The sequence below is a fragment of the Streptomyces sp. NPDC031111 genome, from assembly GCF_055570675.1.
The window spans coordinates 16,792-36,966 of sequence record NZ_JBVIGS010000001.1 but is presented as its reverse complement, the minus strand read 5'-3'; the positions used below and the strand labels follow the sequence as shown (position 1 = coordinate 36,966).

At 71.5% G+C, this 20,175-nt stretch carries 13 protein-coding genes; 5 read left to right on the top strand and 8 right to left on the bottom strand.

What is annotated here, in order from left to right; all coding sequences use genetic code 11:
- Positions 1 to 3: 3 nt before the first annotated feature.
- From ACZ470_RS00140 to ACZ470_RS00130, 3 genes are read right to left on the bottom strand one after another with little or no spacing between them, the layout of a single operon-like run.
- Entirely contained in the window at positions 4 to 648 is a 645-nt protein-coding gene (locus tag ACZ470_RS00140) for a dihydrofolate reductase family protein (protein WP_468422911.1), read from the bottom strand.
- Positions 649 to 703: 55 nt separating this feature from the next.
- Positions 704 to 1,102: a YunG family protein gene (locus tag ACZ470_RS00135; RefSeq protein WP_468422910.1), complete on the bottom strand. Its 399-nt coding sequence runs from the start codon at positions 1,100 to 1,102 to the stop codon at positions 704 to 706.
- Between the two features lie 36 nt (positions 1,103 to 1,138).
- Complete coding sequence (locus ACZ470_RS00130) at positions 1,139 to 1,777, bottom strand: TetR/AcrR family transcriptional regulator (protein ID WP_468422909.1); 639 nt, start codon at positions 1,775 to 1,777, stop codon at positions 1,139 to 1,141.
- Positions 1,778 to 1,909: 132 nt separating this feature from the next.
- Between ACZ470_RS00130 and ACZ470_RS00125 the strand changes: the two genes are divergently transcribed.
- The 4 genes from ACZ470_RS00125 to ACZ470_RS00110 all read left to right on the top strand — a co-directional run bounded on the left by ACZ470_RS00125 (position 1,910) and on the right by ACZ470_RS00110 (position 7,633).
- Positions 1,910 to 2,842 (top strand): ABC transporter permease, encoded by a 933-nt coding sequence (locus ACZ470_RS00125; RefSeq protein ID WP_468422908.1) that lies wholly within the window; start codon positions 1,910 to 1,912, stop codon positions 2,840 to 2,842.
- Entirely contained in the window at positions 2,835 to 3,668 is an 834-nt protein-coding gene (locus ACZ470_RS00120) for an ABC transporter ATP-binding protein (protein ID WP_468422906.1), read from the top strand. Before ACZ470_RS00125 ends, ACZ470_RS00120 begins: the two co-directional genes overlap by 8 nt.
- Positions 3,669 to 3,770: 102 nt before the next feature.
- Positions 3,771 to 5,963, top strand: a complete 2,193-nt coding sequence (locus ACZ470_RS00115; protein ID WP_468422904.1) for a CDP-glycerol glycerophosphotransferase family protein — start codon at positions 3,771 to 3,773, stop codon at positions 5,961 to 5,963.
- Entirely contained in the window at positions 5,960 to 7,633 is a 1,674-nt protein-coding gene (locus ACZ470_RS00110; protein ID WP_468422903.1) for a glycosyltransferase family 2 protein, read from the top strand. The genes ACZ470_RS00115 and ACZ470_RS00110 overlap by 4 nt, the downstream gene beginning before the upstream one ends.
- 158 nt (positions 7,634 to 7,791) lie before the next feature.
- On the opposite strand, the gene ACZ470_RS00105 is transcribed toward ACZ470_RS00110, so the two are convergent.
- From ACZ470_RS00105 to ACZ470_RS00090, 4 genes are all read right to left on the bottom strand, one after another.
- Positions 7,792 to 9,324 carry a hypothetical protein gene (locus ACZ470_RS00105; RefSeq protein ID WP_468422901.1) on the bottom strand — a complete coding sequence of 511 codons (1,533 nt, stop codon included), beginning with the start codon at positions 9,322 to 9,324 and terminating at the stop codon, positions 7,792 to 7,794.
- A 124-nt stretch (positions 9,325 to 9,448) separates the two neighbouring features.
- Entirely contained in the window at positions 9,449 to 14,392 is a 4,944-nt protein-coding gene (locus tag ACZ470_RS00100; protein WP_468422899.1) for an NAD-glutamate dehydrogenase, read from the bottom strand.
- A gap of 536 nt (positions 14,393 to 14,928) precedes the next feature.
- Positions 14,929 to 15,597 carry an HAD family hydrolase gene (locus tag ACZ470_RS00095; protein WP_468422897.1) on the bottom strand — a complete coding sequence of 223 codons (669 nt, stop codon included), beginning with the start codon at positions 15,595 to 15,597 and terminating at the stop codon, positions 14,929 to 14,931.
- Between the two features lie 46 nt (positions 15,598 to 15,643).
- A complete protein-coding gene (locus ACZ470_RS00090) occupies positions 15,644 to 16,150 on the bottom strand; it encodes a DUF6912 family protein (RefSeq protein ID WP_468422895.1) in 507 nt (168 codons plus the stop codon).
- Between the two features lie 292 nt (positions 16,151 to 16,442).
- On the opposite strand from ACZ470_RS00090, the gene ACZ470_RS00085 reads away from it, so the two are divergent.
- Positions 16,443 to 17,111 carry an Rv3235 family protein gene (locus tag ACZ470_RS00085; protein WP_468422893.1) on the top strand — a complete coding sequence of 223 codons (669 nt, stop codon included), beginning with the start codon at positions 16,443 to 16,445 and terminating at the stop codon, positions 17,109 to 17,111.
- Between the two features lie 85 nt (positions 17,112 to 17,196).
- Here ACZ470_RS00085 and secA read toward each other — a convergent pair whose 3' ends face one another.
- Positions 17,197 to 20,043, bottom strand: a complete 2,847-nt coding sequence (secA, locus tag ACZ470_RS00080; protein WP_468422891.1) for a preprotein translocase subunit SecA — start codon at positions 20,041 to 20,043, stop codon at positions 17,197 to 17,199.
- Positions 20,044 to 20,175 lie beyond the last annotated feature (132 nt).

Sequence of the window (20,175 nt, the reverse complement as noted above, 5' to 3'; positions counted from 1 at the left end):
CGGTCACTTCCTCCAGAACAGATGGTGGGTCACGCCGCTCGGGCTGGGCACGACGTCCAGGTGGAACCGGTCGAGCAGTTCCTCGGGGGACTCCCACAGGCGCAGTCCGGACCCGAGCTTCACCGGCGAGACCGCCACATGCATGGTGTCGACGAGGTCGGCGTCGAGGAACTCCCGGATGGTGGTCACCCCGCCGCCGAGCCGGACGTCCTTGCCCTGCGCGGCCTCCCGCGCCTGCTCGAGGACGGCGGCCGGGTCGCCCGAGACGAAGTGGAACGTGGTGTCGGAGAGCGTGAACGAAGGACGCTCGTGGTGGGTCATGACGAACACCGGCGTGCGGAACGGCGGCTCGTCCCCCCACCAGCCGCGCCATTCGTGATCCTGCCAGGGCCCGCGCTGGGGCCCGAACTTGTTGCGGCCCATGATCTCGGCACCGATGTTGCGGTCGTAGTCCCGGGTGAGGTAGTCGTCGAGGCCCCGGCTCCCGCCGGGCTCCGTGCGCATGGGCCAGCTCGCCGTGGCACCGCACCAGGCGAACAGCCTTCCCGGATCGACGTGACCGAACGGCCGCTCGAGGCTCTGGTCCTCCCCGGCGGCGACGCCGTCGCTGGAGACGTTGAAGTTCTGCACCCTCAACAGCTGAGTCACGCGTTCCTCCCGTGATGTCGGACAACGGCAATGAGACTCCCGGGACCGGAGAAACTCATCGCCGGTCCACCGGATCCCTGCCGAGTCTCTCCGAGACCCTGGCGCCGAGCAGCTCGTACTCCTCGCGCAGGCGGGCGAGTCTCGGCGGGCGGGGGACGACGACGCCCTCCGTGACGATCTCCCCGGGGCCGAACTGCTCGCGGGTGAGGTCTATCTCCACGCCCGGGCCCAGGCGGTTCCACCAGTGGTAGTCCGTGCGCGTGCCGTCCACCAGGACCTCACCGCGGAGCAGTTCCCCGCCCAGCAGGTCGTTGAGCACCAGGGCGGTGACGCCGCACTGGTCCCGGGCGGGGTTGTCCGGCGTCCAGTACGGCCGGTACTCGGGCGTGCACGTGTCCGCGCCCCAACTGGCGCGGACGGCCTGTTCGATGTCGGTGAGGAGCAGCGGTGTCATGGGCCGCATCCTGGCAGCCGGCACTGACACCCGCCGTCACAGCGCCTTCAGTGCCGCCGTCGTGGCGCGGGTCAGCGCGTCCAGGTAGCCCTTCGGGAGCTTCGGGCTGCGGATGACCACCGAGCGCCAGTACAGCGGCCCCGAGATCAGGTCGAGGGCCAGGGCGTGGTCGGTGCCGGGGCGCAGGTCGCCGCGTTGCTCCGCCGCCGCGACGATGCCCTTCGCGACTCCGTCCTGGCCCTCGCGCAGCGCCTTCTGCAACGCCTCCGCGATGTCCGGGTTGCGCGCGGCCTCGGCCTGGAGGTCGGGGAGGATCTGCGAGGCGACGGGGTGGCGCAGGGCGCGGGAGGTGACCTCGTACAGCAGACGCAGGTCGCCCTCCAGGGAGCCGGTGTCCGGCGCGGGCAGGCCCTGGACGGCGATCGCGGACACCAGGTCGAGGACCAGGTGCAGCTTGGAGCGCCAGCGCCGGTACACCGCGGTCTTGCCGACGCCCGCGCGGCGCGCGGTCCCCTCGATCGACATCCGCGCGTAGCCGACCGCCGCCAGTTCCTCGAAGACGGCCGCCCGGATGGCCTCCGTCACGTCCGCCCGCAGTACGGCGGCCCCGGCGGGGGCCCTGCGGCGCGGACGCGGCTGGGGCTCGTCGGAGTTCGTCGTCATGCGGACCAGCATAGGGCGACGACGGAACGGTTGCGTTCCGACGTGCGCTCGGATTACGCTCGCGTTGCGACGATACGGTGCCGTTCCGACGCAGGAGACGTAGGAACCGTTGCCCACCCCCCTCCCCCCTAGCGAAAGCAGCGGATGGTGAGTCAGGTCCTCCACACACCACCCACCGCCCCGGCCGGCCCGACACCGGCCGAGGGCGATCTCGCGGCCCTCGCCGCCCGGCACGGGCTCACGGTCAGCGGCGCCCGCCCGTCCCTCAGGGAGTACGTCCGTCAGCTGTGGGACCGGCGGCATTTCATCCTCGCCTTCTCCCGGGCGAAGCTGACCGCGCAGTACAGCCAGGCCAAGCTCGGGCAGCTGTGGCAGGTGGCGACCCCGCTGCTGAACGCGGCCGTGTACTTCTTCATCTTCGGCCTGCTGCTGGGCGCCAACCGGGGCATCCCGAAGGACGTGTACGTGCCGTTCCTGGTGACGGGCGTCTTCGTGTTCACCTTCACCCAGAGCTCGGTCCTCGCCGGTGTGCGGGCCATCTCAGGCAACCTGGGCCTGGTGCGGGCGCTGCACTTCCCGCGGGCCTCGCTGCCGGTCTCCTTCGCGCTCCAGCAGCTCCAGCAGCTGCTGGCCTCGATGATCGTGCTGGTCCTCGTCATGGTCGCCTTCGGCAGTCTGCCCGCCCTGTCCTGGCTGCTGGTGATCCCCGCGCTGCTGCTCCAGTTCGTGTTCAACACCGGGCTGGCGCTGATCTTCGCCCGGATGGGCAGCAAGACGCCGGACCTGGCGCAGCTGATGCCGTTCGTGCTGCGGACGTGGATGTACGCGTCGGGCGTGATGTTCAGCATCCCGGCGATGCTGCACGACAAGGACGTCCCCGGCTGGCTCGCGGACGTCCTCCAGTGGAACCCGGCGGCGGTCTACATGGACCTGGTCCGCTTCGCGATGATCGACGAGTACGGGTCCTCGTACCTGCCCCCGCACGTGTGGGCGTTCGCGCTCGGCTGGGCGCTGCTGGCCGGTGCGGTCGGCTTCGTGTACTTCTGGAAGGCGGAGGAGCGGTACGGCCGTGGCTGACACCACCAACGAGCGAATTCCCACGGTCGTCGCCGACCGCGTCGACATCGTCTACCGGGTCAACGGCACCGGCGCCGGACGCGGCTCCGCCACCGCCGCCCTCAACCGGATGCTGCGCCGCAGGCAGACCGAGAAGGCATCGGGCGTGCGCGAGGTGCACGCCGTACGGGGCGTGTCCTTCGTGGCGTACCGGGGCGAGGCGATCGGGCTCATCGGCACCAACGGCTCGGGCAAGTCGACCCTGCTCAAGGCCGTCGCCGGACTGCTCCCGGTGGAGAACGGCCGGATCTACACCGACGGCCAGCCCTCCCTGCTCGGCGTCAACGCGGCGCTGATGCGCGACCTGACCGGCGAGCGCAACGTCCACCTCGGCGGGCTCGCCATGGGCATGTCCCGCGAGGAGGTCAGGTCCCGGTACGAGGAGATCGTCGAGTTCTCCGGGATCAACGAGAAGGGCGACTTCATCACGCTGCCGATGCGGACGTACTCCTCCGGCATGGCGGCCCGGCTGCGCTTCTCCATCGCCGCCGCCAAGGACCACGACGTCCTCCTCGTCGACGAGGCGCTGGCCACCGGCGACCGCTCCTTCCAGAAGCGTTCCGAGGCCCGCATCCGGGAGCTGCGGGAGCGGGCGGGGACGGTCTTCCTGGTCAGCCACAACAACAAGTCGATCCGCGACACCTGCGACCGCGTGCTCTGGCTGGAGCGGGGCGAGCTGCTGATGGACGGGCCGACGGACGAGGTCCTCAAGGAGTACGAGGCGTTCACCGGAGGCACGGACAAGGCCCGCAAGCCGCGCCCGAAGGCGGCACCCGTGCCCTCCTGAGGCGCCCGCCCGCGTGCCCTCGGGGCCTTTTCATCGTATTGATGCCAATATGACCGAAGAGGGAAGCCCGGAGGGACGTCGAGCAGCCGAAGGAGCCCCGCGATGCCCGAACTCAGCGTCGTCGTCCACGGGCCGGACATCCAGGACCACCTGACCGGCCTGCTCGACTCCCTCGCCGCGCATCCCCTCCCGGACACCGAGGTCGTCGTCGCCGCGGTCGGCGACTGGGCCCGCGACACGGCGGAGCGGCACGCTCCGGACGTCCAGGTGGTGCCCCTGCCCGACGGCACGTCCGACGCGGCGGCCCGGGCGGCGGGGGCCGCGCGGGCCACCGGCCGCTGGCTGCACTTCGTCCGCGCCAAGGACGGCCTGCCGCCCGGCAGCACCCGCACGGTCGCCGAACGGGTCGCCGAACTCTCCGGCACCGTGGACGTCCTGCTCCTCGACCACCTCCGCAGCACCTGGCGCAGCTCCGGGCTGCCCTCGGCGGACGGTCCCCTGCTCGCCCGCGCGGGCCGCACCGACCTCGCCCTCGACGACAGCGCCTACCTGCTGCGGCTGACCCCGCTGCTCGGCACCCGGGTGCTGCGTACCCGCTTCTGGCGGGCGCACGAAGAGCAGCTCACGACCGACGACGAGCCGAGCGCCGCCCTCGCCGCCCTGCTGCTCGCCGACCGCGTCGCCGCCCTGCCGCACATCGCCTACGAGGACCGCCGGCTGCGGCCCGCCGGCCTCCCCCCGGTCACCGCCGAGCGGCACTACGCGCTCGTCGACCGCTACGAGCGCCTCCTCGACCTCGCCCGCGAACGCCCCGCCGTGTACACGGTGCTCTACGAGATCATGGTCCGCGACTGCCTGCGCGCGTTCACCCGCGGCGGCATGCCGGACGACGTGGCCCGGGAGTTCTTCCACCGGGCCTCCGTGGCCGCGCTGCGCCGCCGCCCCGAGGGCCACCGGCGCCCCGCAGGCTTCGAGGGCATCCGCCGCTCCCTGCTCGAAGAGGGCGCCTACACCAAGTACCGCGCCTTCCAGGCCGCCAACCGCACCCGCCGTGCCGTGCGGTCCACGGTGCGCACCGGCCGGCGCCGGCTCGGCACCCGGGTCCGCGACCTCCAGTACCGCGCGGCCCTGCACCGCCCCGTCGACCCCCACCTCGCGGTGTTCGCCGCCTACTGGTACCGCGGGGTGGCCTGCAATCCGGCCGCGATCGCCGCGAAGCTCGCCGAGCTCGCCCCGCACATCCACCCCGTGTGGGTGGTGACCGACCGGAACGCCGCCCTGCTCCCGCCCGGCACCGACCACGTCGTCCCCGGCACCCGCCGCTACTGGGAGACGCTCGCCACCGCGAAGTACCTCGTCAACAACGTGAACTTCCCGAACGCGGTGGTCAAACGCCCCGACGCGGTCCACGTCCAGACCCACCACGGCACCCCGCTCAAACGCATGGGCCTGGACCAGCTGCCGTTCCCGGCCGCCGCTCAGGGCCTGGACTTCGACGCACTGCTGGAACGCATCGACAAATGGGACTTCAGCATCTCCAGCAACAGCCACACCACCCGCATGTGGGAACGGGCGTACCCGTCGCGGTTCGTCTCGCTCGACCACGGCTATCCGCGCAACGACGTCTACTACACGGCCGGGGCCGACGACATCCGCGCGATCCGCGCACGCCTCGGCATCGCCCCCGGCCGCCGGGCCGTCCTCTACGCGCCCACGCACCGCGACTACGAGGCCGGCTGGACCCCGCGCCTGGACCTCGCCGTCCTCGCGGACCGGCTCGGCGAGGACACCGTCCTGCTGGTGCGCGGCCACTACTTCTACGACGGTGCCGCCTCCCCGCTCACCGGCCTGCGCCGCTCCGGGCGGGTCGTGGACGTCTCGTCCTACGACCCGGTCGAGGAGCTGTGCCTGGCCGCCGACGCCCTGGTCACGGACTACTCCTCGATCATGTTCGACTACGCCAACCTGGACCGCCCGATCGTCGTCCACGCCGACGACTGGGAGACGTACCGCACGACGCGCGGCGTCTACTTCGACCTGATGGCCGAGGCGCCCGGCCCGGTGGCCCGCACCCAGGAGGAGCTGACCGAGATCCTCACCACCGACGCCTGGCGCGACGAGAACGCGGCGAAGGCGCGGGCCGCCTTCCGGCGCCGGTTCTGCGAGTACGACGACGGCCGCGCCGCCGAACGCGTCGTACGCAGGGTCTTCCTCGGCCAGGACGAGGCCTCGCTGCCGCCGGTGCTGCCGCTAGAGGAGCGCACCCCCGCGCCGACCCCCGAGGAGGCGTCGTGAGCACCCCGCGGCTCCCCGACGTCACCGTGACGGTGATCGTCCACAACGACGCCGAACGGCTGCCCCGCGCGGTGGAGTCCGTCCGCCGCCAGACCCACCGGAACGTCGAGATCGTCATCAGCGACGACCACTCGACGGACGACACGCCCCGGGTGGCGCGGGCGCTGGCCGCCACCGACGGCCGTATCCGCTATCTGCGGCTGCCGGAGAACAGCGGCGGGTGCAGCGCGCCGCGCAACCGGGCGCTGGAGATCGCGCGGGCGCCGTACCTGATGTTCCTCGACAGCGACGACGAACTCCCTCAGGAGTCGGTCGCGTCGCTGCTCGCCGCGCACCGCGAACGCGACATCGACTTCGCGATGGGCGCCGTGCGGCGCGTCCGGGTGGACACCGGACGCCGCTCCACCTGGATGCCGCACCTCGTGCGCGAGCGCCGCACCCTGGACGGCATCGAGACCGACCCGCGGCTGTTCTTCGAGCACCTGTCCACCAGCAAGATGTACGCCCGCGCCTTCCTCGACCGGCACGACCTGCGCTTCCCCGAGGGCATCCACTACGAGGACCAGCTGTTCTCGGCCCAGGCGTACTGTCTGGCGAAGCGGTTCACGATCATCCCGGAGCCGGTGTACCTCTGGTACGTCGCCCCGTACGCGGGCTCCGACGCGGCGTCCATCTCCAACCAGCGTCATCTGCTCACCAACGTCCGCGACCGGATCCACGTCCAGCGGCTGATCGACGCGTTCCTGGCCGAGAGCGGGCACGAGGCGCTGCGCGAGGACAAGGACCACAAGTTCCTGAAGCACGACTTCCGGATGTACGCGGGCGATCTGCCCTACCGGGAGGAGGAATGGCTGGACGCCTTCGCGGACCTGGTGAACCCGTACCTGGAGACCCTGTCGCCGGGCGCGTACGCCAGGCTGCCCCGGGCCGAGCGGGTGGTGCTCCAGCTGATCCGCGACCGGCGGCTGTCGGAGGTGCGGTGGGCCGCCCGGGGGCTGGGGCACGGTGTCGCCCCGAGGGAGCTGACCACGGGCCCGGACGGGCGCGTCTACTGGGGCGGGCTGGTCCCCGAGTCCACCGGCGCCCGCCGCGAGCTGGACCTGACCGAGCTGGAGCTGGACACCCGCCCGTTCGCCGGCGCCCAGTTCCGCCATGAGATCACGGAGATCACCCGGGGCCCGGGGGCCTCCGTCGACCTGGCCGTCCGCACCTACGACCCGGCCCTGCGCCTCCCGGTCGGCCCGCAGCGCGCGAGCCTGCTCATCTCCCCCGGGCGCCGCCGCCTCTCCGTCCCGTTCCGTCTCCTCCCGGTCCGCCCCGGGGTCTTCGAGGGCCGGGTCCGTCTCGACCCGGCGACCGCGCGCCTCCCGCTGAGCGGCTTCGCCGGGGTGCGTCATCCGATGGTCCGGCTCACCTGCCGGGGCCAGGGCAACCGGGGCCTGCTGCTGGCCCCGCTCACCTTCCCCTCCCTGACCGCCCGCGTCCCCTACCACTCCGGCGCGGCCCCGCACCAGGTCACCATCGAGCCCGAGGGCCACGGCCCGGGCCGCCTCCAACTCCGCTGGCAGCCAACGGGCCTGACAGCAAGAGTCCTCCGCCCCGCAGCCCACCACCTGACCGGCCCCCGAACCCGCCGAGCGGCCCGCCTACTGGCCAGCGCACTCCGCTAGCCCGTTCTCAGCCCGTCCGGCGGCATCCCAGCCCGTCCGGCGGCACCATCAGCCCCTCCGGCGGCACCATCAGCCCCTCCGGCGTTTGAGGAGCGGGGGTCCGGGGGCAGCGCCCCCGGGGAACGGGAACGGGAAGGGGCGGCGGGGGCGAAAAACCCTCACCGCACCGCATACAGCACCCACCCCTCCGGCCCCCGGCCCACCACCCGCAGCCCCCGATCGTCCCCCAGCGCACCCCCACGCCCCACCACCCATCGAACCCCGTACTCCCGCTCAATCCCCCGCCGCACGGCCCCCGCCGTCCCCTCCCCGAAATACACCCCCGTGTCCACCACCCGCCGCCCCTCATCCGGCAGGAAGAAATCGGGATACCCCGGAGCCACCGTGTACGCCCCATACGCCGGAATCTGACGCGCCGCCCGCCCCTCGGCCATGACCACATCCCCGTACCCCACCCACCGCGTGATCCACTGAAACCCCGCCCACACCCCCCGGTACCTCTCCTCGACCACCCCCGGCAGCACCCCCCGCGGAACCACGTACCCGACCGTCCCCACCTGCGCCCACCCACCCACCACCAACGCCCCGGCAAGCACCCCCGCCCAAACGCCCCGCACCCACCGCCGCCCCGCCCCGAAAACCTCCAGCGCCGCCGCGAGCTGAGCCGGGATCACCACGGCAGGCAGGGCACGCCCCCACGAGTAGTGCCCGCTCAGCCACCCCGCCCCCACCACCAGCACCCCCAGCGCGAAGAAGAGCACCAGCGGATCCCGCCGGTCCCGCCGTCCCCGTGCCACCAGCGCGGCCGCCCCGAGCAGCACCAGCCCGTACCGCGCCACCGGATGCCCGTACAGCACCCGGTGCACCTCGTCGAGCCCGGTCCCGGCGCCGAACAGCGCGTAGAAGTCGTAGTACGGCCAGACCCACAGCACCACCGCCCCGACCATCAGCCCGGCGCCCAGCCGCACCCACACCCCACGCCCGGGACGGGCGCCCCGCGCCGCGAGCACCGTCGCTGCGGCGCCCAGCGTGGCCACGACCCCCGAGAACTGATGGCAGAGCAGGATCACCGCCCACAGCACCCCGAGGGAGAGCCACCCGCCCCAGCCGGCCGGCCGGCGCAGCGCCCCCGCCAGCCAGGCCCAGAAGTGGAAGGCGAGCCCGAGCGTGAACGTGCTCGGGTACGACACCGTCAGCGCGAGCGAGTTCAGCCCCGTGAAGCCGCTCCACAGGAAAGGGCCGGTGCCCCACAGCAGCAGCAGGCTCAGCAGGGCGAGCGCGGGCGCGGCCCGGTGCGCGCTCAGCGTCCGCACATACCGCCACACCCCCGTGACCAGCAGCGCCAGCCCGGCCACGGCGGCCAGCCGCAGCACTTCGAACACCGACAGCCCCGTCACCCGGGCGACGACGCCGAGCAGCAGCGTCCACGGCGAGTAGTACGGGCTCGGGGTGTCCGCGTCGACCAGCGGGTTGCCGGGGTCGAGCGGACCGTGCCGCAGCCGCTGCACCGTCGCCGCGTGCATGCCCAGGTCCCCGACCCAGGGCAGCCGCACGATCACCAGCGCCATGAGGGCGAGGACGAGTCCGGCGGCGGCGAGGGCTATGGTCCGGCCGAGGGCCGCCGGATGGGTTCCGGCGCGGCGCGCACCGGCCTTCCCCGGCGCGGCGGACGACGAGAATCGGACAGTCACATAGAAGCCATTGCCCGGAACGGCGAACCCGCACCGCATACCGGCCGATGCCCACCTAAGGCACCACACCGCATGAGGGCGCCCCGGGCCGTCGGACCCGGGGCGCCCTCACACACACCTGCGCCTACGAGTGCGACCGCAGCAGCGTCCGCATCGTCCGCATCGCCACCGACAGGTTGGCGAGGTCGAAGGCGTCGGAGCCGTGGATCTCCTCCAGCGTGGTACGGGCCCGGCCCAGCAGCGCCGCGTTCTTCTGCTCCCACAGCTTGAAGCGCTGCGGCGGCGTCGACGAGCCGTTGCCCTCCGCCAGCACGTCCGCGGTCACCGCCGCGTGCGCCGCGTACAGGTCCTCGCGGATCGCCGCGCGGGCCATGGACTGCCAGCGGTCGGCGCGCGGCAGCTCGATGATGCGGTCCATCAGCTGGGTGATGCGCAGCCGGTCACCGAGGTCGTAGTACACCTCGGCGACGTCCATCGGGTCCTTGCCCATCCGGTCGGCCACCGACACGATGTCGAGGGTCGGGAAGGCGGAGGAGAACCCGGCGACCCGCGTGGCGAGCTCGTCCGGGACGCCGGCGCCGCTCAGCTCGTCGTAGATCTTCTGGTACCAGTCGAGGTCCGCGCCGCGCAGCAGCTTCGGCAGCTGCGACCAGACCTGCTCGACGCCGTCGGCGAAGAACGACACCGTCTCCTCGAGCTCCAGCGGCTGCGGCCGGTTGTTGAGCAGCCAGCGCGTGCCGCGCTCCACCAGCCGGCGCGAGTGCAGCCGGATGCGGGTCTGGACGTCCGCGTCCACCGTGTTGTCGAGCGCCTCGACCCCGTCCCACACCACGGAGGAGCGGAAGATCGCGCGGGCCGCGGTCTGCGCCCGGACGATCTCCTCCAGCGACGCGCCGGTCTCCTCGCGCAGCCGGTGCAGATACGTCGTACCGCCCGTGTTGACCGTGTCGTTGACCAGCACCGTCGTGGTGATCTCACGGCGCAGCGGGTGGGTGTCGATCCGGTCGAGGAACTGCTCGCGCAGCGCCGTCGGGAAGTACGCGTGCAGCAGCACCTTCAGATACGGGTCGTCGGGCAGCGAGGTCGCCAGCAGCTCCTCGGCGACCGTGATCTTCGTGTACGCCAGCAGCACGGCCGTCTCCGGCCCGGTCAGGCCCTGCCCGGAGGCGAGCCGCTCGCGGATCTGGCGGTCGGTGGGCAGGAACTCCAGGGCCCGGTCCAGATGGCCCTCGCGCACCAGATGCTTCAGGAAGCGCTGCTGCGCGTGCATCATGTCCTTGGACTGGGCCAGCGCGTTGGCGATCGCGGTGTTCTGCGCGTAGTTGTTGCGCAGCACCAGCCGGCCGACCTCGTCGGTCATCTCGGCGAGCAGCTTGTTGCGCTGCTTGACGGTCATGTCGCCGTCCTTGACCAGGCCGTTCAGCAGGATCTTGATGTTCACCTCGTGGTCGGAGGTGTCCACGCCGGCGCTGTTGTCGATCGCGTCGGTGTTGATCCGGCCGCCCCGCAGCGCGAACTCGATCCGGCCGAGCTGGGTGCAGCCCAGGTTGCCGCCCTCGCCGACGACCTCGACCCGCAGGTCCTTGCCGTCGACGCGGATGGCGTCGTTGGCCTTGTCGCCGACGTCGGCGTTCGACTCGGTGGACGCCTTGACGTACGTACCGATGCCGCCGTTCCACAGCAGGTCCACCGGGGCCCGGAGGATGGCCTTCATCAGGTCGGCAGGGGTCACCTTGGTGACGCCGGGCTCGATGCCGAGGGCCTCGCGGATCTGCGAGTTGACCGGGATGGACTTGGCGCTGCGCGGGAAGATCCCGCCGCCGGCCGACAGCAGCTCGGTGTTGTAGTCGGCCCAGGAGCTGCGCGGCAGCTCGAACAGACGGCGGCGCTCGGCGTAGGAGACGGCCGCGTCGGGGTTGGGGTCGATGAAGATGTGCCGGTGGTCGAAGGCGGCGACCAGGCGGATGTGCTCGCTGAGCAGCATGCCGTTGCCGAACACGTCACCGGACATGTCGCCGATGCCGACGACCGTGAAGTCCTGGGTCTGGGTGTCCACGCCCAGCTCCCGGAAGTGCCGCTTCACGGACTCCCAGGCGCCGCGGGCGGTGATGCCCATGCCCTTGTGGTCGTAGCCCGCGCTGCCGCCGGAGGCGAAGGCGTCACCGAGCCAGAAGTTGTACGACTCGGCGACCTCGTTGGCGATGTCCGAGAAGGTCGCGGTGCCCTTGTCGGCCGCGACGACCAGGTAGGTGTCGTCCTCGTCGTGCCGGACGACGTCCGCCGGGGGCACGACCTCGCCGGCCACCATGTTGTCGGTGATGTCCAGCAGCGCCGAGATGAACGTCCGGTAGCTGGCGATGCCCTCGGCCAGCCAGGCGTCACGGTCCACGGCCGGGTCGGGCAGGTGCTTGGCGACGAAGCCGCCCTTGGCGCCCACCGGCACGATGACGGTGTTCTTCACCATCTGCGCCTTGACCAGGCCGAGGATCTCGGTCCGGAAGTCCTCCTTGCGGTCCGACCAGCGCAGACCACCGCGCGCGACCTTGCCGAAGCGCAGGTGCACGCCCTCGACGCGCGGCGAGTACACCCAGATCTCGAACGCCGGGCGCGGCGCCGGGAGGTCCGGGATGGCCGTCGGGTCGAACTTCATGGAGACGTAGTCGTGCGGCACGCCGCCGCTCGCCTCCTGGAAGAAGTTGGTGCGCAGCGTCGCCTTGATGACGGTGAGGAACGAGCGCAGGATGCGGTCCTCGTCCAGCGAGGCGACCTGGTCGAGGGCGGCGTCGACCTCCTCCAGCAGCGCGTCCACCAGCTCGTACCCGGCACGCTGCCGGTCCGGCGACATCCGCGCCTCGAACAGGGAGACGAGCAGCCGGGTGGTGTGGACATTGTTCCGGAGGGTGTCCTCCATGTAGTCCTGGCTGAAGGTGGAGCCCGCCTGGCGCAGGTACTTGGCGTACGCCCGCAGCACCACGGCCTGCCGCCAGTTCAGCCCGGCGCGCAGCACCAGGGCGTTGAACCCGTCGTTCTCCGCCTTGCCGGTCCAGGTCGCCTCGAAGGCGTCCTGGAACCGCTCACGGGCGTCGTCCCCGAGGTAGTCGGCGCCCGCGCTGGGCATCCGCAGACCGAAGTCGTAGATCCAGGCCACGCTGCGGTCGGCGCACCGCAGCTCGTACGGCCGCTCGTCGACGACCTCGACACCGAGCCGCTGGAGCACGGGCAGCACCGCGGACAGGGAGACGGCCTCCCCCTTGCGGTAGATCTTGAAGCGGCGCTCGTCGGCGGCCGCGCCCACCGGTTCGTACAGGCTGAGCGCGAAGTCCCGCTGCTCGTCGAGCTCCTCGACGCGGACCAGGTCGGCGACCGCGCTGCGCGGGGTGTGGTCGGCCTTGTAGCCCTCGGCGAAGGCGCCCGAGTAGCGGCGCAGCAGCTCGGCGGCGCGCTCCTCGCCGAACTCGGCGTTCAGCGCCTCGGCGAAGCCGTCGGCCCAGGAACGGGCGGCCTCGACGAGCCGGGCCTCGATGCGCTCCTTGTCGGCGTCGGACAGCTCCGGCAGCTCGGTGCCCTGCGGGACCCGGACCACGAAGTGCAGTCGGGAGAGGACGGACTCGGTGTTCCAGGCGGTGAAGTCGACGCTGATGCCGCCGAGCTCCTCCTTGAGGATGTCGATGATCCGCAGCCGGACACCGGTGGTGTAGCGGTCGCGCGGCAGGTAGACGAGGGCGGAGTAGTAGCGTCCGTACTCGTCCTGGCGCAGGTAGAGCCGCAGCCGGCGGCGCTCCTGGAGGTACAGCACCGACGTGACGATGGACTGGAGCTCGGCGGGCGGGGTCTGGAACAGCTCGTCGCGCGGGTAGGTCTCCAGGATCTGGAGCAGGTCGCGCCCGTCGTGGCTGTGCGGCGAGAAGCCGGCGCGCTCCAGGACCTCCTCGACCTTGCGGCGGATCACCGGCACCCGGCGCACGGACTCGGTGTAGGCGGCGGACGAGAACAGTCCGAGGAAGCGCCGCTCACCGACGACGTTGCCGTCCGCGTCGAACTTCTTGACGCCGATGTAGTCCAGGTACGACGGCCGGTGCACGGTGGCCCGGCTGTTCGCCTTGGTCAGCACCAGCAGCTTGTGCTCGCGCGCCTTGGCGCGGGCGTCGGCGGGCAGCCGTTCGAAGGACGGGCTGACCGGGTGGCTCTCGTCGGTGGCGTGGTGCGGGTCGGAGCGCAGGATGCCGAGGCCGGTGCCGGGAACGGCGGCCAGCGAGTCGTCCTCGCGCAGCTCGTACTCGCGGTAGCCGAGGAAGGTGAAGTGGTCGTCGGCGAGCCAGCGCAGCAGCTCACGGGCCTCCTCGACCTGCGGCGCGGGCAGGTCGGCGGGGACGGGCTCGTCGGGCAGCGCCTCGGCCAGCGCGGTCGCGGCCTGGCGCATCTTGCCCCAGTCCTCGACGGCCTCGCGGACGTCGGAGAGCACGCGCAGCAGGTCGGAGGTGATCTGCTTGAGGTCGCCGCGGTCGGTCTCGCGGTCGATCTCCACATGGATCCAGGACTCGACGTGCGCGTCGTGCGGAAGGTCGCGGGCGTCGTGCGGGAGGTCCCCGCTGGGCGGGGTGGTGAGCACCTCGATCAGCTTGCCGGTGACGTCCCGGCGGACCACGAACTGCGGGTGGATGACGACGTGGATGCCGCGGCCCTGGCGGGTCAGCTCATTGGTGACGGAGTCGACCAGGAAGGGCATGTCGTCGGTGACGACCTCGACGACGGAGTGGCTGCACGTCCAGCCGTTCTCCTCGACGGTCGGGGTGTGGACGCGGACGTTGGCCGTGCCCTGGGGACGGCTCTCGGCGAGCCGGTAGTGCGAGTAGGCGGCTCCGAAGATGTCGACCGGGTCGCGGTCGGTCAGGTCCTCCGGGGCGGTGTGCAGGTAGTAGCGCTGGAGGAACTCGAGCACGGTGTCCCGGTCGGGCATGCCCTTGTCCGTCGTCCCAGTCGGCAGTTTCCCCCCGGCCGGGCTGTTCTCAGCTACCCGGGCCGCCCTCTCGAGCAGCTCGGCCTTGGCTTCGTCCAGCTTGGTCTGCATGGTCCTCTGGCTCCTGTCGCGCGCCGTTGCGTGACGTAGAAGGAAGTACGGTCTCCGGCCTCGTGGTGCGGTGGCATGACGCGGGGTGTCCGGTCGGTGCCGACGCTATGCCGCGAGGTGAAGTGAGCGGGGGCTTCTCGGCCGAATTCGACGCGCCCGACGGGTGGTACGCCGCGCTGCGCGACGCCGTTCCCGGGGTGGTGCGTCGCGTCCCGGGTGCCCTTCTGGCCCCGTGCCGCCCGCGAAGACCAGCGACCGCCACCCGGTCACGGATGTCTTCCGTGCTCGCCGGGCGCACAGCAGGGACACCGAGGCCCCCGCGAGCTATCGCGCTGATCACGCCACCAAGGCTATCGCTCCTTACAGGGCCTCCGTCATGAGCCGTATGTGTACAAAACCAGGCCCCGAACTTTGACGTTCTGCACAGTGCGGCCGGCGGGCGCCCCTTCAGCGCCGGACAGGACCACGCACCCAGGGGCGCGGGGAACCGCGCGATCAACCACGACGAACCCGCACCCGCCCACGCGCCGCAGGCGTCAGGCAGCCGCCAGGCGCTCCGCCTCCGCCACGGCCTCACGCAGAGTGTCCACCACCGGGACGCCCACCGCTTCCAGGCTGGCCCGGCCGTGGGAACCGCCGGTGTACAGCACGGCGCGGGCTCCCACGTGCCGGGCGGCCAGCGCGTCGTCGGCGGCGTCCCCGATCACCACCGTGCGTGCCGGGTCGACGCCGGTCAGCGCGCCGAGGTGGCGCACCATGTGCTCCGCCTTGCTGCCCCCGGAGGGTCCGGTCCGGCCGTCGACCCGTATGAAGTGCGCCTCGATCCCGAAGCCCCGCACCAGGGGGACCAGGTCCTCATGTCCGTACATGCTGAGGATCGACTGGCTGCGGCCCGCCGACGCCCACCCCGTCAGCAGGTCCTCCACGCCGTCGGCGAGCCGGCACCGCACCCGGTGCTCCGTGTAGTAGCGGTGGAAGGTGGCGTCCATCAGCTCCCACTCGGCCTCGCTCGGCAGCCGCCCCATCAGCCGCTCGTAGAACTTCGGCACCGGCACGCAGTACAGCTCCCGGTACCGCTCCAGGGTGATCGGCTCCAGGCCCAGCTCGGCGAACGCCGCGTTCGTCGCTCCGATGACCGCGTCGACATCGTGGAACAGCGTGCCGTTCCAGTCCCAGACGATGTGCGCCTCCGTGTGCGTGCCCATGCCGGAAAACGTACCCTCCCGCACTGACATCGACGAGAACGGCGGGTCAACCGACGAGGTTGGGGATCTCCTGCGTGGCGTACCACAGCAGCTCGTGGTCCTCCGCGCCGTCCACCGTGAACTGCGCGTCGTCGTCCCCGCCGTCCGCGGCGGGCAGCGCGGCCGCGGCCGCCGCCACGTCCGCCTCCGCGTCCGCCGCGTCCACGTGCACCGCGGCGGCCTTGGCCAGCCGTACGGCCCCGGCGACCCGCACCTCGCCGAGCGCGGCCGGGTCGAGGCCGCGGTCCGGGTCGGTCGCCGCGGTGTCGTCGGACACGTCGACGGCGACCACGACCCGACGGCGCGGCGCGGCGGCGTCGGCCGCCAGCAGCCGCAGGGAGGCCAGCGCGGCCCGGCTGAGCGCGGCGTACTCCAGCTCCTCGATGTCGTCGGAGAGGTACCACTCGCGCAGGGCGGGCGTCACGGCGTACGCGAGGAACGGCCCCTCGCCCAGCGCACCCTTCCGGTACGCCTCGGCGAGCCCGGGGAGGGTCAGGGGGACGTAGACGCGCATGGTCGGCCGCTTTCGTGTGATCGGGGCTCCGCAGGGCCTTCAGGATACGTGCGGGTGTCCCCCATCGGGTTCCCGCCCACCTCCCCGGCCACGTCCACCCACGTCCCGAAACTCACCCGGCGCGCCCGCCCCAGCACGCCCGAGAACACCCGCCGACCACCCTGATAGGTGAACTTCCCACAGACCGGAACCCACCCCCGCCCCTCCTTGCCGCCGCCACCCCCCGCCCCGTACAAGATCCCCAACCACGAAGTTACTGCCCGGTATCCCCGGGCCACCGAAACGGGGCCCCATGCACAAGATCATGACCAGATCCCAACACCCCCACCCGAGCACCCGTCCCCAGCCGGAGCCCACCGCAACCGCCCCGACCGGCACCACCCCACCCCGCATCCCCACCACCCGGACCACTGCCCCGCCCCCGCCCGGGGGACGTCGCCCAGCCGCCAAACCCCTCTCCGCCCGGCGCCCCACCGACAACCGCCCACCAGGCCGAGCGCCCCGGGGCCGACGCCCCGTAGCACCGACCCCGCCGGCCAGGAGCGCCCTGAAGACACCCGCCCCCGGCCCCGCCCAGACCACCGCCCCGCCCCCACACCGCCGCCCCGCCATCCCCCAACCCCGCCCCACAGACCGCTTCGCGGAACTACTGCTCGCCGTCCTCAGCGGCCAACGCCCCGTACACGCCATGCTCCGCCACACCGCCGGCCCCGCCTACGACGACCTGATCCGGCTCGCCGAGCGAGGACCGCTCCGCACCCGCGGCCCCCGCCCCGTCGTGCGCGACATCGGCTGGTTCGAGCCCCGCGAGGGCGCCATCGAGGCATTCGCCCGGATCGGCGCCGGAGACAGGCTCCGCGCCATGGCCTTCCGCCTGGAACAGGGCCGGGACCTGCGCTGGCGCTGCACCGCGGTGGAGCTGGGCGGCCCCCGCCCCCAGCACCGCGCAAGCACCCCCTGAGCACGCGCGACGGCCGAGGGCCGGACACCCTGGGGTGCCCGGCCCTCGGCCGCACTCACTACCGCTCCATACAGAGCGGCACCGCTCACTTCTTGCGGCGACGCCCGCCCTTCGCCTGCTTGCGCCGCTCCGCGCGCGTCAGCCCGTCCGCCTCGGAGCGCACCGGCTCCTCGTCGGTGGCGAAGTCACCCTCGATGGTGCCGCCCTCGCCGTCCACCGTCGGCGCCGAGAAGTGCAGGTTCCGCCGCTGCGGGGCGTCGAGCCCCTTGGCACGGATCTCCGGGCGGGGCCCCGCCTGCGCGGGTACCGCGTCCTGCTTCTCCAGGTCGGCGACCGGCTTGGCGTCCTCGACCGGAACTTCCTCGACCTGCTGCTCGACCTGGACCTCCAGGTTGAACAGATAGCCGACGGACTCCTCCTTGATGCCGTCCATCATCGCGGTGAACATGTCGAAGCCCTCCCGCTGGTACTCGACCAGCGGGTCCTTCTGCGCCATCGCGCGCAGGCCGATGCCCTCCTGGAGGTAGTCCATCTCGTAGAGGTGCTCGCGCCACTTGCGGTCCAGGACCGACAGCACGACCCGGCGCTCCAGCTCACGCATGATCTCGGAGCCGAGCTGCGCCTCGCGGGCCTCGTACTGGGCCCGGACGTCGTCCTTGATGGACTCGGAGATGAACTCGGCGGTCAGCCCGGCCCGGTCGCCGGCGGCGTCCTCCAGCTCCTCGATGGTGACGCTCACCGGGTACAGCTGCTTGAAAGCGCCCCACAGCCGGTCCAGGTCCCAGTCCTCGGGGAAGCCCTCGGCGGTCTCGGCCTGGACATAGGCGTCGATGGTGTCGTCCATGAAGTGCTGGACCTGCTCGTGGAGGTCCTCGCCCTCCAGAACGCGGCGCCGCTCGCCGTAGATGACCTCGCGCTGCCGGTTGAGGACCTCGTCGTACTTCAGGACGTTCTTACGCGTCTCGAAGTTCTGCGTCTCCACCTGCGACTGGGCGGACGCGATCGCGCGGGTGACCATCTTGTTCTCGATCGGCACGTCGTCCGGCACGTTCGCCATGGACATCACGCGCTCGACCATCTGGGCCTTGAACAGCCGCATCAGGTCGTCGCCGAGCGAGAGGTAGAACCGGGACTCGCCGGGGTCGCCCTGACGGCCGGAACGACCGCGCAGCTGGTTGTCGATGCGCCGCGACTCGTGCCGCTCGGTGCCGAGGACGTACAGCCCGCCGGCCTTCTCGACCTCGTCCTTCTCGGCCTTGACCGCGTCCTCGGCCCGCGCGAGCGCCTCGGGCAGGGCGTGCGCCCACTCCTCGATGTGCTCCTCGGGGTCGAGGCCGCGCTGGCGCAGCTCCGCCTCGGCGAGATCCTCGGGGTTGCCGCCGAGCTTGATGTCCGTACCACGGCCGGCCATGTTGGTGGCCACGGTGACGCTGCCCTTGCGGCCGGCCTGGGCGACGATCTGCGCCTCGCGCTCGTGGTGCTTGGCGTTCAGCACCTCGTGCTGGATGCCGCGCTTGCTGAGCTGCTGCGACAGGTACTCGGACTTCTCCACCGAGGTCGTGCCGACGAGGATCGGCTGACCCTTGCGGTGCTTCTCCTCGATGTCGTCGACGACCGCCTCGAACTTGGCGACCTCGGTGCGGTAGATCAGGTCCGACTGGTCCTTGCGGATCATCGGCCGGTTGGTCGGGATGGGCACCACGCCGAGCTTGTAGATCTGGTGGAACTCGGCGGCCTCGGTCATCGCCGTACCGGTCATGCCGGAGAGACCGGGCATCTCCTTGCCGTCGTGGTCGTGGCGCTTGTACAGGCGGAAGAAGTTCTGGAGCGTGATCGTGGCGAGGGTCTGGTTCTCGTCCTTGATCGGCACCGCTTCCTTCGCCTCGATGGCCTGGTGCATGCCCTCGTTGTAGCGGCGGCCGGCGAGGATACGGCCGGTGTGCTCGTCGACGATCATGACTTCGTCATCGATGATGACGTAGTCCTTGTCCTTCTTGAAGAGCTCCTTGGCCTTGATGGCGTTGTTCAGGTAGCCCACCAGCGGGGTGTTCACCGACTCGTACAGGTTGTCGATGCCCAGCCAGTCCTCGACCTTGCTGACGCCGGACTCGTGGATGGCGACCGTGCGCTTCTTCTCGTCGACGTCGTAGTCGCCGGTCTCCTCGATGCCCTTGAGCGGCTGGCCGGCCTCGCCGCGCTTGAGGCGCTTGACCAGCTTGGCGAAGTCGCCGTACCACTTGGTGGCCTGGTCGGCGGGGCCGGAGATGATCAGCGGCGTACGGGCCTCGTCGATGAGGATGGAGTCGACCTCGTCGACGATGGCGAAGTTGTGGCCGCGCTGGACGAGCTCTTCCTTGGACCACGCCATGTTGTCGCGCAGGTAGTCGAAGCCGAACTCGTTGTTCGTGCCGTAGGTGATGTCGCTGGCGTACTGCTCGCGGCGCTGGGCCGGCGTCATGTTGGCGAGGATGCAGCCGACGCTCAGGCCCAGGAAGCGGTGGACGCGGCCCATCATCTCGGAGTCGCGCTCGGCGAGGTAGTCGTTGACCGTGATGATGTGGACGCCCTCGCCGGACAGGGCGTTCAGATACGCGGGCAGGGTACCGACGAGGGTCTTGCCCTCACCGGTCTTCATCTCGGCCACATAGCCCATGTGCAGGGCGGCACCGCCCATGATCTGGACGTCGTAGTGCCGCTGGCCCAGGACGCGCTTGGCGGCCTCGCGCACGGTGGCGAAGGCCTCGGGGAGCAGGTCGTCCAGGCTCTCACCGTCGGCGTACCGCTGCTTGTACTCATCGGTGAGGGCCCGCAGCTCGGCGTCGGAGAGGCCTTCGAAGTCCTCTTCGATGGAGTTGACCTGGTCCGCGATGCGGTGCAGCTTGCGCAGGATTTTGCCTTCGCCTGCACGCATGATCTTCGAGAGGACGGACACGGGGGTTGGTCTCCTTGCCGGTCGGGCCTGGGACGGTCGGTTTCCATTTCACTGACTGAGCAACGGCCATCGTATGCGAGGACCCCGCCGCGCCGGGAGGCCTGCCGTGGCGGTGACCGTCCGCTGCTTCCT